General features: G+C 42.0%; 12 protein-coding genes. 2 read left to right on the plus strand and 10 right to left on the minus strand.

Annotation, left to right across the window (positions count from 1 at the left end):
* Window positions 1-27 precede the first annotated feature (27 nt).
* Entirely contained in the window at window positions 28-2,097 is a 2,070-nt protein-coding gene (locus UYI_RS0106005) for a cation:proton antiporter domain-containing protein (protein ID WP_016865768.1), read from the minus strand.
* 637 nt (window positions 2,098-2,734) lie between these two features.
* On the opposite strand from UYI_RS0106005, the gene UYI_RS0106010 reads away from it, so the two are divergent.
* Both UYI_RS0106010 and UYI_RS0106015 read left to right on the plus strand, forming a co-directional pair.
* On the plus strand, window positions 2,735-4,681 hold the full coding sequence (locus UYI_RS0106010; RefSeq protein WP_016865769.1) for an alpha-amylase family glycosyl hydrolase: 1,947 nt from the start codon (window positions 2,735-2,737) through the stop codon (window positions 4,679-4,681).
* 171 nt (window positions 4,682-4,852) lie between these two features.
* Window positions 4,853-5,590: a glutathione peroxidase gene (locus tag UYI_RS0106015; protein WP_016865770.1), complete on the plus strand. Its 738-nt coding sequence runs from the start codon at window positions 4,853-4,855 to the stop codon at window positions 5,588-5,590.
* Between the two features lie 124 nt (window positions 5,591-5,714).
* On the opposite strand, the gene UYI_RS0106020 is transcribed toward UYI_RS0106015, so the two are convergent.
* From UYI_RS0106020 to murA, 9 genes are all read right to left on the minus strand, one after another.
* Window positions 5,715-6,032 (minus strand): hypothetical protein, encoded by a 318-nt coding sequence (locus UYI_RS0106020; protein ID WP_016865771.1) that lies wholly within the window; start codon window positions 6,030-6,032, stop codon window positions 5,715-5,717.
* A gap of 86 nt (window positions 6,033-6,118) precedes the next feature.
* Window positions 6,119-6,319, minus strand: a complete 201-nt coding sequence (locus UYI_RS0106025; RefSeq protein WP_016865772.1) for a DUF2795 domain-containing protein — start codon at window positions 6,317-6,319, stop codon at window positions 6,119-6,121.
* Between the two features lie 478 nt (window positions 6,320-6,797).
* Window positions 6,798-8,492, minus strand: coding sequence for a PhnE/PtxC family ABC transporter permease (locus tag UYI_RS0106030; RefSeq protein WP_016865773.1), 1,695 nt, complete (start codon window positions 8,490-8,492; stop codon window positions 6,798-6,800).
* A 121-nt stretch (window positions 8,493-8,613) separates the two neighbouring features.
* Complete coding sequence (locus UYI_RS0106035; RefSeq protein ID WP_016865774.1) at window positions 8,614-9,393, minus strand: phosphonate ABC transporter ATP-binding protein; 780 nt, start codon at window positions 9,391-9,393, stop codon at window positions 8,614-8,616.
* Window positions 9,394-9,413: 20 nt separating this feature from the next.
* Window positions 9,414-9,866, minus strand: a complete 453-nt coding sequence (locus tag UYI_RS0106040) for a hypothetical protein (protein ID WP_016865775.1) — start codon at window positions 9,864-9,866, stop codon at window positions 9,414-9,416.
* A gap of 144 nt (window positions 9,867-10,010) precedes the next feature.
* Window positions 10,011-10,916, minus strand: coding sequence for a putative selenate ABC transporter substrate-binding protein (locus UYI_RS0106045; protein WP_016865776.1), 906 nt, complete (start codon window positions 10,914-10,916; stop codon window positions 10,011-10,013).
* A gap of 243 nt (window positions 10,917-11,159) precedes the next feature.
* On the minus strand, window positions 11,160-11,504 hold the full coding sequence (locus tag UYI_RS0106050) for a DUF760 domain-containing protein (RefSeq protein ID WP_016865777.1): 345 nt from the start codon (window positions 11,502-11,504) through the stop codon (window positions 11,160-11,162).
* Between the two features lie 239 nt (window positions 11,505-11,743).
* Window positions 11,744-12,619: a M48 family metallopeptidase gene (locus UYI_RS0106055; protein ID WP_016865778.1), complete on the minus strand. Its 876-nt coding sequence runs from the start codon at window positions 12,617-12,619 to the stop codon at window positions 11,744-11,746.
* Between the two features lie 255 nt (window positions 12,620-12,874).
* Window positions 12,875-14,263, minus strand: coding sequence for a UDP-N-acetylglucosamine 1-carboxyvinyltransferase (gene murA, locus UYI_RS0106060; RefSeq protein WP_016865779.1), 1,389 nt, complete (start codon window positions 14,261-14,263; stop codon window positions 12,875-12,877).
* Window positions 14,264-14,451 lie beyond the last annotated feature (188 nt).

Here is a 14,451-nt window from a genome sequence, read left to right on the forward strand (position 1 = left end):
ACCCCAGACGCTATAGAATCAACTACGTTAAGAATGAGGTTCCCCCAACAATACAATTGAACAAGTTAACTCTTTAATCACCTGGGTTGTCACTTCACTGACAGCTAATCCACCGGCGGTACGATAACGAGTCGATCGCAACACTACTAAGTCAAATGTTTTGGCTTCGCGAATAATGACTCTAGCCACGTCATCACTGATAACTGTTTGGATCGCCGTGTTTACTTGTAACTTACTTTCAGAAGCGATATCAGACAGTTGGGATTTGAACTTATCAAGCTGAGTTGGGGGTGTTCTGCGATCGCCCACATGCAATAGTACTACTTGTGCTTGATTCCCATCTGCTAAAATTTGGGCAAACCGCAAAGCACCGACTGTTTGCCGGGTTAAATCTCCCACTGGTACAAGAATGTGTTGGATAGTTGTCGGACTACTCAATAATCTTGTCACTGCTACCGGACAATGAGAAGACCAAAACACGCTATCAATCACAGTACCAAATAAGCGGGCGCGAATACCCGTGTTACGCGACCAACCCATGACAACTAAATTGGCGTTTTGTTCGCGACTAGTACGGCAAATTCCCAAAGCGACATCATCATCAATCCGAACAGCTGGTGATACTTCCACACCAAATTCTTGGCTAATTTCTAAAACACCCTGCAACCGTTGCTGACTTTGCTCAAGTGCTGTTGTTAAGCGCAGATCATCCATTTGCACATGACCTCTGGCGATCGCTAATGGTACAATCTTCCCCGATTCGTGACGTGCCAGTAATGCAGCCATTTCGATCAAATAGCGCTGAGTTTGGGGATTATATAGGGGAACAACAACAGTGAATGGATGGTGCGTTTGTCCATCCACATTACAACTATCTCCTTGCCACCATGTAGATAATTTATCTTTTGCCCAGTCTGTCTGGGGAACTATAAGTGCGCTGGCATATCGTGCTGTGATTACTGGGCCCATTATTGAAGTTACCAGCATCAACACAATTACACTATTCAACACACCCTCATTGATTAATCGCTCACCCGCAGGGTTAACTGTTTCATAAGCAACTAAAGCTGCTGCGAGTGTAGCTGCTACTTGGGGTAGTGATAAAGACCACATTGTCAGCAGTTCTGGGATGTTGTAGCGGTATAATAATTTGGCTAGAAATGCTGCGATGAATTTGCTGCCAATCAACGCCACTACAATCGCTACAGTCAACCAGACTGAACTTAGAGTTTTGATAAAAGCAGGGATATCAATCAATAATCCCATGTCCACAAAAAAACAAGGGATAAACAAAACACTGCCAATAAACTCAACTTTTTCTTTAACAGGGCTACGTCCCAAAACATCATTGACAGCCAAACCTGCTAGGAATGCACCAACAATTTTTTCAACTCCAATTACCTGCGCTCCTACAGATGCTATAAATAAAGCCAGCAAGATAAATAAAAACTGATTACCTTGCTCATCACCAGAACGTCGAAAGAATTCTTTTCCTGCCCAATCAAAACCAAATAAAACAACAGCAGAGTAAATTGCTAATCCAACTAAAAGTGTAATTAAACTCAGGGCTGTAAATTCCCCGCCGTGAATGCCAACACAAACTGCTAGCACTAACAAAGCACCAGTATCAGTAAAAATTGTGGCACCAATTGTGACTGTTACAGCCTCATTTGTCACAACTCCCAAGCGGCTAACAATTGGATATGCCAATAGAGTATGGGAAGCAAGCAAAGAACCAATTAAGACAGAAGTATTCCAACTAAAATTAAATAATCTGCCAACAGCAATTCCCGCAAATAATGGAACTAGAAACGTTAAAGTACCAAAACCAATTGAGCGATTTCTAGTTTTACGAAACTGCTCAAGGTCAATCTCTAAACCTGCTACAAACATTAAATAAACTTTACCTATCTCCGAGAGGAGTTTAATTGTTTCAGATTCAGAGTTAAGTAGCTTGAGTCCATTTTCACCTAGTATTACACCTGCTATTAATAAACCGACCAAGCCGGGTAGTCGTAGTCTTTCAAAAATAGGTGGTACAGTAAAAATAATTAGCAGCAGAATTGTGAATGCAATAATTGGACTTTGTAATAGCAAATTTTTACCCTCTTAATATTCTAATATTTCTATAGTTTCAAACGTGTTGCTCAACTATTTTACTGTTTACTTACGCAAAGAATATGATATAGTATCTAAATTTGGCTTTTTATTATTATTTTGATAGCATAATGCATGAATTGAACGTTAGCTAATTTTGTCTATCTTGTTCCAAACGAAAAACTATCTATAGTTAGATAAATACAGTTATAAAAATATATCTTTGTATCAATTTTATTTTGACCTTTACCAGAAATATGTCAATAGAATAGTTCTAATCAAATTGTTTAGTAAGTCATTTCAGAGCTTACACAGACTCTACGAATCCTTGGCGTTCTTGGCGTCTTGGCGGTTCAATAACTAAAACTTTTTGGCGATTTTTGCGTAAATTCTGCAAACAAATATATTTTCTTGTAAATCACCTAAAAAATAAAAAATGACTAATTATCATATACAATCAAACTTCCTGCGTAAATCTATCTCAAGTAATAAAAATTACTATCTACAGATAGATGTATTTTTTTGATAAATAAATAGATACTTGCGATGAAAGAAGCGTAAAACTTAGAGAGCAATTTTTACAAAGCTGCGTTTCTCAACACTAAGATTATCAATTTAATTAATTTATCGATTTACTATGGTAGCAAATCCTCCATCTCAAATTTCAGATACTCAATACACCGTAGAAAACCCAGCCGCAGAAGTCGAAGCAATTGTCAAAACACCACCATCAGAGACAGAAATTGATTTAGAATTTCTCTATACTAGAGATATTGAATTTCGTCAAGAAACTATTTACTTCATTGTTGTTGATCGCTTTTACGATGGTGATCCTGACAATAGCCAAGGTATCAATGCGGAACTGTATGATCCCAATCGCCAAGACTGGGGTAAGTACTGGGGTGGAGATTTGCAAGGGGTTATTGACAAGCTAGACTATCTCAAAAATTTAGGAGTAACTGCTATTTGGTTAACTCCTTTATTTGAACAAGTAGAAGAATTATTTATTGAAAGTGCTGCTATTCATGGCTATTGGACAAAGGATTTTAAACGCATTAATCCCCGCTACATTGCTGCTGATGATGATCCTTCTCTCAACAAAACTCAAGAGCAAAAAAATACTGTTTTTGATCGCCTAATTACAGAATTGCATAAGCGCAATATGAAGCTAGTGTTGGATATTGTCTGCAACCATAGTAGCCCTGACACTGGTGGTAGTAAAGGCGAATTGTATGATGATGGCGTGAAGATTGCTGATTTTAATGATGATCAAGATCATTGGTATCATCATTACGGTGAAGTTACAAATTGGGAAGATAAGTGGCAAGTTCATAACTGTGAACTATCAGGACTAGCCACTTTTAACGAAAACAATATTCAGTACCGCAACTATATTAAATCTGCAATTAAGCAGTGGTTGGATCGGGGTGTGGATGCGTTGCGAGTAGATACTGTTAAACACATGCCAATCTGGTTTTGGCAGGAATTTACTGGAGAAATGTACAAGCACAAACCAGATGTATTTATTTTCGGCGAATGGATTTACAGCAGTCCCAATGACGATCGCGCTGTGGAATTTGCCAACAACTCTGGTATGAGTATCCTCGATTTTGGCTTGTGTATGGCAATTCGGCAAGCCTTAGCCAAGTATGATGAACAAGGTTTTTACCTGGTTCAAAATGTACTGGATCTAGACTATCGCTACAACGGTGCAACCGAACTGATCACTTTCATCGACAATCATGATATGCACCGTTTTCAAACGATTAACCCTGATCCCGATATTTTACGGTTGGCGGTGATTTTGTTGATGACAACTCGCGGTATCCCTTGCCTGTTTTACGGCACAGAACAATACCTGCATAACGATACCAACGGTGATGATAATATCTACGGTAACAACGATCCCTACAACCGTCCGATGATGGAAAGTTGGGATACTGATACCCCCATCTATCGAGATATACGCAAACTTTCGGGACTACGTCGCCTCAACCCAGCAGTATCAATGGGTAGTCAGTGGCAGAAATATATTACACCAGATGTTTATTGCTATGTCCGCCGCTACCGCGACTCTCGTTGCTTTGTGGTATTAAATAGAGGTGATGCTGTCACCCTAGAGGCGGTAGATACGGAATTACCAGATCGGGAACATACTTGTTTATTAACTGGACGCAAGTTTGAAGTCAAAGATGGCAAGATTTATAACCTAGAACTTGCACCCAAAGAAGCGATCGCTATCAGCCATGTAGGTGAACGCGTCAAAGGCCAAACTATCGTCCGGGTACAACTCAATGGCGTACGCACTCAACCCGGAGAAACCATCGTTGTGATTGGAGATTGTCCCGAACTTGGTAATTGGGACATTGCCAAAGCATACCCCCTAGAATACATTAACTCCAACACCTGGTTTGCTGAAATTCCCTTTAATGAAAGCGCTGGTAAGCTGATCAGCTACAAATATGCGATGTGGCGAGAGGGAAGTTCTCCCCTGAGGGAAAATCTCGTTTCTCGGCGCTGGGTAATTGCTACTGAGGGTACTGTGAAATGGCGTGATACTTGGGCATCTGGGCGGGAGTCTTAAGTGATCAGGGATCGGAAGGGGGACAAGGGAGAATAGATTACTATAAATAATTCTCCTCACACTCCTCATACCCCTCAAACTCCAAATTCCCACCAAGATGTAGAGGAATATCTTGACAAGCGTACTCATAATGAGTACGCTTTATTTAGCAAGTTTCCAGGAGTAAACCTAATGTTGCCATATCGTGAAGGAAGAAGAGTTCCCGATGTTACCTTCCGTCTGCGTCAGAATGATCAATGGGTGAATGTGACAACTGATGATTTATTTAAAGGTAAGACGGTTGTAGTTTTTTCTCTGCCGGGGGCTTTTACGCCTACTTGTTCATCGACTCATGTTCCTGGCTACAATCAGTTGGCGAAAACTTTCAAAGAGAATGGTGTAGATGACATTATCTGCATATCCGTCAACGATACCTTTGTGATGAATGAATGGGCAAAGAATCAAGAAGCAGAAAATATAACTTTTATACCCGATGGCAACGGGGAATTTACTGATGGCATGGGTATGCTAGTCGATAAATCAGACCTGGGGTTTGGCAAGCGGTCTTGGCGTTATTCGATGTTAGTCAAAGATGGCGTAGTAGAAAAAATGTTCATTGAACCAGAAGAACCAGGCGACCCCTTCAAGGTATCTGATGCCGAGACTATGCTGGCATATATTAATCCAGAGGCAGTAAAACCTAAGTGTATTTCCCTGTTTACAAAACCTGGTTGTCCTTTCTGTGCGCGTGCTAAGGAAATGCTCAAGCAAAATAGTCTAGACTACGAAGAAATTGTCTTGGGTCAAGATGCAACAACGCATTCCTTAAAAGCGATCGCAGGTGCAACAACCGTTCCCCAAGTGTTTATCGATGGTCAACACATTGGTGGTTCTGAAGCTTTGGCAGCTTATTTGAGTGCTACAAGATAAAAGTGAGTGCAAGACGAACTTACATCAAGCGCAAAAAACATGATTAAATTCTTTGTGTCTTAGTGTCTTTGTGTTTCAAAGATGATCTTTTTCACCACAAAGACACCAAGACACCAAGAAAAATTCACGGCTTAGCTTCCAAGTCTCCCACCCACATGAGTAAACCAGGGATATTTTTGTCGCCAGCATAAGCTGGACGAACCTGTTCATACACATCAGGGTGCTTTCGGGCTAGTTCGCTTTCAGTAATATTGGCACTTAAGATAGTACCGTCCTTGCTTTTGACTGAGTACTTTAGCCCGTCTGTGTCATTGGTGATTACAACAATGCGATCGCGCATGACTAAACTTGTTATAGTCGCAGGTTCACCAGCCCTAATTGCAGTTGAGAAAAGGATATTGCCTAAAAGGATCAGGAAAGCAACAACTGGGATTTGACGCATAATCTATCCTTTTTGCTTGTAGCGCTACATGTGAGCGCTAATTGCTTCTACCAGTGTACCGCTCTGGTGAATTGTGAACCCAGGAATCATTGACTATTGATATTAGCGATCGCTTTGCTTACATCCACAGACGTTTCATACTGTATTGAAGGCAACTGCTTCAAAAGCCGGAGGATTTTTTCATCAAAACCTTTTTCTTCAGCATACTTGATTAAGTCTTTTTTGCTGATGGGGTAGTTGGTTTCGTTCAAGTTTTTCTGTAGTTGCACTGAATTCACTGTAGTCATAGTTGTTCTCCTAAAGTTTTGACGTTGTGTACCAGTGAATAAAGTAATAAAGTTAGCTCATCAACAAGAATGAGTTAGGAAAGTTTGTAACCCATCACACCTATGGTTGTTACAGATTTGCTGATTGACATCTGACTAAAAGTAGATGTTTTGTAATTATTGATGAAACACGATACCCAAAAACAAGCAAATGTGGGGTAGGCGTCATTCGCTATGCTCAAAAACTCTTGATTTCACGTTGGTGAGGTGTGCCCATCCTACAATTATTAATAGTTGTGCTGCCGCAAGATCACCGATACAAAAAACTGCTCTTGAAACTCCGTCAAAGCTAAAATTTGCTCGTCGCTGTAGTTTTTACCTTGTGGTACGACAATCAGCTTGCCATCCGTATCATTAATCCGATGGATAATAGCGACACAATAACCTTCAAAGTGGCTTAGAGGCTCAAATACTACTCATAAGACTTGCCCTTTTCCACTTATCTCAACGACCTTCTGACTGAAGCACTAATCACATCTACTACAAAAGTTAAACCAATAAAAACAATCAAAGTTGTCAGTAGACCTTGGTAATCAAAGTTGCTCATTTGTTCTGTCAACAAACGCCCCAAACCACCAGCACCCACCAATCCCACAATCACCGTCGCCCGAATGCAGACTTCCCAACGGTAGAGAATGTAAGCAAGAAAGCGGGGAATAGTGGCAGGTAAAACGCCGTAGATAAAGACTTGGGAGTTACTAGCACCCAAAGCCGTTAAAGAACGTAAAGGACGTTGGTCTAAATTTTCGATCACCTCTGCCATCAATCGTCCTAAAATACCAAAATTGTGGATAGCAAGAGCGATCGCACCTGGTAAAATTCCTGGAAATAACACAAATAAAAAGATTAACGCCCAAATTGGTTCCGGTACAGCCCGGGAAAAAAGGAGTAAGAACCGTGTTAATAGAGAAACCAAATTTCTCCCCATCCCCCCATTGCCCCTAATCCCCACTCCCTGTCGGTCGCGGGGGCCCCGAGTTCCCCACCTCCCCATTGCCCCATCTCCCCATCTCTCCCTCCTTGCTGCCAAAAAAGAAAGCAATATCCCACCCAAACCCGCACCAGTCATGGCCAAAATCGACATAGCCAGAGTTTGAGTAGAGAGAACAAATAACTGATTTAGATCAATCCATTGTGGTGGAAAAACATCTTGAATAATTCCCGCTAAACGTTCCGCACTACGCGGTTCCCACAGCTTGGCAAAATCAGCTTTAACGTACCAAAAGGAAAAAATTAATAAAACAAATGCATTTAGTAAAAACAGATTGGGAGATGAGGGAATGGGGTGATTGTGAGAATGTTGTTTGAGTTTCAGAACATTTAAATCCAAACGGCTAGGTAATTGCAATTGTTGACGTAACCATCCACTCAAAAAATCTGTACAACCACTCAATAACAGCAATGCAAATATCAAAGTCCATACTTGCTGATAACGCAAAGACTGGAGACTCAGATAAATTTGATAACCCAATCCGCCAGCACCGATAATACCTAATACCGTCGCTGAACGAATCGAACACTCAAACCGATAAAAACTATAAGAAAGTAGATTGGGAAAAGCTTGAGGAATAAGACTATAAACAAATGCACTCAGAGGAGGTACGCCACTATTGAGTAATGCAAACAACGCCTTACGAGGCGTCTCATCCAAAATTTCCGAAAATACCTTAGCAGTAATTGCCCCAAAAGGAATAGTGATCGCTAACACCGCCACCAATGGATCAAGCCCAAAAATATTCACGAAAAACAATCCCCAAATCAATTCATGAATCGCTCTTGGGATTGCTAGAATTGCTCGTACCACCAACCAAGCAGAATCGTAACCCCTACCTAGAGACTTCCACCACACCTGGCTGGATAAAACACCACCTACCAACCCAATCACTACACAAAAAAACGTCCCACACACCGCATAAGCCAGAGTCTTCAACATTGCATCGAAAGTTAGAAGTAAAAACTCCGAACTCAAATCCGGCGAAACCACAGTAACCAGAAAAGCAACCACCAGACTCCACCCACCCTCATTCACCAAATCCCCTTGAAACACCCCAGCAACATGCAACGACCAAATTACCGCCACCAACCACACCAAACCCCAAAAAAAATAGGGAGATATAACCACTTTTCTCCCCATCACCCTTACCCTACGGGAAGCCCTTCGGGTACTCTACCTTGAAGCCGGGCTTCGCCCGTCTAAGGGAGTTCGCAATCGTGACGGGAACCGCCAAGACTGCGACCCCCTCACCGCTACGCGTCTACACCCCATCACCCCATCGCCTCTGTGGTTCAATTCTATACAACTCCTCCACCATCGCCGTCGACACCTCCCCAACAGGCGCATCAAACAAAATCCTACCCTGACGCAACCCAATTACTCGTTGAAAATGACTGCGGGCATACTCAATCGCATGTAAACTACAAATCAATGTTTTTCCTGTTTCCTCACTCAAATCCCGCAACAAATTCATAATCTCACGACTGCGTTCCGGGTCAAGACTAGAAATTGGTTCATCAGCCAGAATCGCCACAGGATCTTGCACTAACACACGGGCGATCGCTACTCGTTGTTGCTGTCCTCCCGAAAGGCGATCAGTGCGATCGTACAATTTTTCTGGAATTCCCACCTGCATTAAAGCTTTGGTAGCTGTTTCCACTGCTTGTGGGTAAATCAAAGAAACAGCTGCTTGCCAAAATGACCATCTTCCCAAATGTCCAGCGTTAACATTATGAATCACCCGTAAGTTGTCCACCAAATTAAATTGCTGGTAGATTGTACCAATTTGCCGTTGCACTTGTCGCAGCGATTTAGGACGCAGACGTGCTATGTTGCGATCGAGTATCCACACTTCGCCTTGGGTAGGTTGGGAGGAACCATTGAGTAAGCTAAGCAGCGTACTTTTACCTGCACCACTAGAACCAACAAAAGCAACTCTTTCACCAGGATAAATTTCCAAGTTGATGTCAACCAAAGATGGAAATTGACCAAATTTTTTGCTGACATTTTTGAGTGCAAAAATTGGTGCAGGTGGGTTCATGGGCACAAACTTTCATCTTGTTACTTGGAAACGCGATAGGAACCCTCAACAGAAGGCGGATTACCGTTAGGAAAATCAACCTTGACGTTAATATTTTCCAGAGAAATATCGCCATCGATAAAGGGTTTAGGGGCAGTGACACCTTTTTGCATTGGTACAAAAGCTGTTACTTCCTCTCCATCGATATCAAACTCTATCTTTGCGACAATGGGTGAAACATTAAATGAGTACTCTAACTCATCAATTCCACATCCAGCAACTTCTGTGGTTTCACTGCTGACACGGTCAAGGGTTGGCAAGTCTGTAACTGGGCTACCAGTCCAGAGGTTTGTTTGGTATTGAGTTGAACATCCATTTACATTTAAATTTACGGTTAACTTGGCTGTTGGTTTGGATTCACAGCTTTGTACCAGTACACTCGTTAAAAGTAGTAATAGTAGGTATAACCTGTTTGTAAAAGCAAATTGTTTCAAATTTATATTTTGCAGCAATTTCTTCAAACCTTTTCTATATGATCAATTATCCCAATCTAGTACAATTGGATTTCACTACTAATAATTAAATTCAATTGTTAAATTCTCTTTTCCAGAAATCTTTCTTTGCGATTTCAAGAAAATTTATTTTATTTTCCCAATTTGCCGACCGATTTCTTCAATTTGTTTGTAGTTTTCATTTTTGGTAGGAATAAACTTACTTGCTTGTAATAGATCGAGAATTTCTTTGTGTTGTGGCACTTTGGGGTCTAGTTTGAAGAAAGCAGCTTGAACTTTATTGACAAAATCTTTACCGTAGCGTTGTTTGACCTGGGGGTTAATTACCCAATGATAATCATAATAAGCAGGAGTACGCCAAATAACTTCTACTTTATTTAAATCTACTTCTTTGGAATCGACACGTTTTGACCACACTTTTTCATTTACAGCACCGACTTCATAGGTTCCTGCTTCTACTAATTTGATCGTTTTATCATGATCACCAGAAAAGCCTGGTTGACCTTTAAAATCTACGAGTTTGACGCCAGCTTGTTCCAGAAAATATTGGGGCATTAACCGCCCGGAGGTAGAAGATTCGCTACCAAAGGTAAAGGTTTTGCCTTTGAGTTTTTGGAGATCATTGGTATTTTTGAATGGTTGCAAACCTGTTTTTTTGTTGGCGATGAAAACACTATGGAATTTTTCATCTACATCCCGTTGCGCGATCGCTTCTGCACCTGGTACTTGTAATCTTGCCTGTACACCAGTCAATCCGCCAAACCATACTAAATCTAAGTCTCCCACTTTAAAGGCTGTGACTGCTGCGGTGTAATCAGTCACGGGTTTGTATTCTACAGGTACGCCTAATTCTTTCTGCAAATATGCTGCTAGCTTGGTATACTGGCGCTGCAACTTCTCTGGATCTTGGTCGGGTATGGCACCTGTAACTAAGGGTGTGACTTTTTTTACAGCACTGGTTTGGGAAGCTTCAGAACAAGCTGCTAACGGCAGTAAGATTAGTAGTAATCCAGAGAATAAAACTTTTTTCATTGCCTTCAATTGCTTTTCTCTCAAGATTAGGATTTTACAATCCCATCTCCGAAATTCCAACTATAATATGAGTCGCGATCGCCCAATCAAATCTATTTTTGATGGACTGCGAGATCCCCGACTTTTTTAAAAAGTCGGGGATCTAACCCCTCGTAACCCCTCAGAACTTATAATTAAGACTGAAGCGAGGACACCCAGACGCGGAGAAATTTGTTGATTCGTTACCAACATCGAAACTTGAGTTCATTCAACATTTGATGAATTGGTTTCCACAGAAGGCAATAACCTCTCCATTTCCATTCTCTGTTCGGCATTACGTAAAAAATAACCATCCACCATCGCTTCACCCAGCAACATACTCAAGGTTTGGCGGTTAGTAGCAATTAAGCCATTGAACTGTTCTGTAGTTAAGCTGTTCAACTTGTGCGTCACAGCTTGCATGATTAATTGCAAAGCATCTTTGGAAACAGGCTTAGATAAATGAGTCAACACTTCTGGACTCATGGATTGGATATATTGTGACAGCGAGTTATGACTATTCAATTCATTCTTAGAAGAGCCTTGATTTTGAGGAAATAAGTTGCTCATATCTATTCAACTTATAACAACATAATTTTTTGTTTCTACAAATTAATCTATCAATTGAATGTATTTGGCTCTTGTCAGAATAACCGAATATGAAATAATCGGTTTCTACTAATGGCGATCGCACATTTAGTAAATCTTCTGTAGGATGCGTTATGGCCGAAGCTATCACGCCGCCATAAAAGTGGTGCGTAAGCTTCACACACCCGACTCGCTTCAAATTAGCAAGGACTGATCAATATCTACCAGTTACGCCACCTGCCGACAGTTTTGGACTCACTACCACGTTCTAACTTTGGATTTTGCAACAAACTTTCATATTCTTTGCTGCTTGCCCAACGATCTATTTCTCGCGCCCGCAGTACTGGTACTGGGTGGGTTAGTTGTGCTGTCCGGGTAGCTTTGACCATTTCGCCCAGTTCCGTTTTACTGATATCATCGTAGGCGCGGGCTTGGTCAATAAAAGCATCTAGGTTCAGCTGTGGTGCGAGAGTCGGTGAACCACCACTTAATTTCATCAACACAGACATCACAGCTTTAGGGTTTTGGGTTGCTAATAATGCAGCGCGATCGCATGTAAATTCAGCACAGCGTACCCATTCTAAAAGTTGTGCCTGGATTGCCTGGGCAATAACCGCACCAATATTAGGCAAAGTTGCTGCCGCCAAAATTAATATATTTACTGGTGTCAGGTAAACGCTGTGGTCACACTTGAGGTGTCCGAGTTCATGAGCAATGACTGCTTGAGTCTCCTCTGGTGTAAGCATGTCAATTAAGGAAGTGTGCAGCACCACAAAAGGCTGCTTCCCCCGCATCGCAAAAGTATAAGCATTCGGAGCCGGATGTTGTCTGATATACAACTGGGGTGGCTCCATATCTAAAATATGACAAGCTTCTAATAATAGTTTGTGTAAATGCGGTAATTGGTTTTCACCTACCAAAATACTAGATGCTATGTTTTCCACATAAAATAACTGCTCAGCCACTGGCCCCAAGAAATTCCGCACCATCATATCTATACCGGGAATCTGCTTCAGCGCTTTGGTTGCTTCTAGGTCTAGTGGGTGACGAAATGAATCGGCTTTCAGACCAATTAGCTGAATTTTGGAGGATAACATAGCAAAGCAAGTTGGAAGTAGTGAGGTTTGTAATGGAGCTGGTTTGATACCAGCCCTACAAAGCCTAGTATAGCGAGAAGAATTATTAGTTGTTAGTAGTTAGTGGTTAGTAGTTAGTAGTTAGTGGTTGTACCAGACGTGCCATAGCACGTCTGTACATTAGTTAGTGGTTAGTAGTTAGTAGGGAATGGTTAACAATTTAGCAACCAACAACCATCAACCATCAACCACCAACCACCAACCAACAACCAACCACTAACTATTAACCAAAGGATTGATACTGCTAGGGGCAATTTCTGTTTTTACCTCTGAACCAGGTAAACGTTGGATTTTTGCTCCTAACTCCTGTAATTTAAGATCAAGGCGATCATAGCCGCGATCAAGGTAGCGCAGTCCTTGAATAGTAGTTTTACCATCTGCTGCCAAACCAGCAACAACTAAAGCTGCTGCGGCTCGTAAATCAGTGCCAATTACAGGTGCGCCAGATAACAATGATACTCCCCGTACAAAGGCAGTGTTACCCTTAACACGAATGTCTGCCCCCAAGCGGTTTAACTCTGAGGCATGACGCAGACGGTTTTCAAATACGGTTTCATTAATGAGGCTATCACCTTCTGCGATCGCGAGCAAAGCCATGAACGGCGCTTGCATGTCCGTAGGAAAGCCGGGATGGGGCATGGTTTCAATGTCTGCCGCTATCAGTCTTTCGGATTTGAGGACACGTAAGCAGTCTGGTGTTTCTTGAACCACACTCACGCCAATCTCCCGCAATTTAGAAATTACTGGCACTAGATGGTCTGGGGCTACTGGCGAGAGGAGCAGTTCAGAACGGGTAATTGCCCCCGCGACTAGAAAAGTTCCTGCTTCAATGCGATCAGGTATAATACTATACTTTGTAGAATGTAATTTGGGAACGCCATCGATTGTAATCGTACTCGTTCCTGCACCTTGAATCTTTGCCCCCATCGCAATACAGAAATTTGCCAAATCCACAACTTCTGGTTCACGGGCGGCGTTTTCGATGATTGTTTCACCTTCTGCCAGAGTTGCTGCCATCATCAGCGTTTCTGTGGCTCCCACACTGGGAATATCTAGGTAGATTTTTGCTCCCTTCAGGCGGCGGCTTTTGCCAGGGACGTAGGCATTACAAATGCCATGCTCAATTTGTACCTCGGCTCCCATTGCTTGTAGTCCGCGCACATGGAGATCCACTGGTCTGGCCCCAATGGCACAACCCCCTGGTAATGGCATCTGCGCTACTCCTAAGCGCGCTAGGATAGGGCCGATCGCAAAAAAACTGGCTCGCAACTGGGTAACTAGTTCGTAAGGAGCTTTGGATGAAGTAATTTCACTAGCATCAATGTCCAAAATATCACCATTTCGCTGTAAGCGAACACCCAAAGCCGACAATACCTGACCCATCCGCTCTACATCCGCTAACAAAGGTACATTACGGATGTGACAGTCTCCCGAACACAACAAGGCTCCAGCCATAATTACTAGTGCTGAATTTTTCGCCCCACTGATTTTGACATGGCCTTGCAACGGATACCCACCACAGATCTGCAAGACTGAGGAGTCTGCAACAGATGACAATTTAGCATCTGGTAAGCTGCTAGAAGGATTAATAAGCCTACCCTCCAAAAAATTATAAATTTTACAAATTTTAAGTTGGTTTTGATTCTACAGGAAAGATTTAATTTGTCCACATTCTTGCATTACATCTGCAAGTAGATTTCTCGCACAAATTCGGGGAAGGGAGTATGGGGAGGTGGGGAGGTGGGGAGATGGGGAGTGGGGGGAGTGTGAGGAGTGTGAAGAATAGCCAACTA

Origin of the sequence: Fischerella muscicola PCC 7414 (assembly GCF_000317205.1) — a bacterium.
Classification (GTDB): domain Bacteria; phylum Cyanobacteriota; class Cyanobacteriia; order Cyanobacteriales; family Nostocaceae; genus Fischerella; species Fischerella muscicola.

What these genes read in the sequence shown, in the direction of transcription:
- UYI_RS0106050 (WP_016865777.1), bottom strand. Translation starts at nt 11,504, where the DNA reads ATGAGCAACTTATTTCCTCAAAATCAAGGCTCTTCTAAGAATGAATTG.
- UYI_RS0106025 (WP_016865772.1), bottom strand. Translation starts at nt 6,319, where the DNA reads ATGACTACAGTGAATTCAGTGCAACTACAGAAAAACTTGAACGAAACC.
- UYI_RS0106015 (WP_016865770.1), top strand. Translation starts at nt 4,853, where the DNA reads ATGTTGCCATATCGTGAAGGAAGAAGAGTTCCCGATGTTACCTTCCGT.
- UYI_RS0106035 (WP_016865774.1), bottom strand. Translation starts at nt 9,393, where the DNA reads ATGAACCCACCTGCACCAATTTTTGCACTCAAAAATGTCAGCAAAAAA.
- UYI_RS0106010 (WP_016865769.1), top strand. Translation starts at nt 2,735, where the DNA reads ATGGTAGCAAATCCTCCATCTCAAATTTCAGATACTCAATACACCGTA.
- UYI_RS0106020 (WP_016865771.1), bottom strand. Translation starts at nt 6,032, where the DNA reads ATGCGTCAAATCCCAGTTGTTGCTTTCCTGATCCTTTTAGGCAATATC.
- UYI_RS0106055 (WP_016865778.1), bottom strand. Translation starts at nt 12,619, where the DNA reads ATGTTATCCTCCAAAATTCAGCTAATTGGTCTGAAAGCCGATTCATTT.
- UYI_RS0106030 (WP_016865773.1), bottom strand. Translation starts at nt 8,492, where the DNA reads ATGGGGAGAAAAGTGGTTATATCTCCCTATTTTTTTTGGGGTTTGGTG.
- UYI_RS0106045 (WP_016865776.1), bottom strand. Translation starts at nt 10,916, where the DNA reads ATGAAAAAAGTTTTATTCTCTGGATTACTACTAATCTTACTGCCGTTA.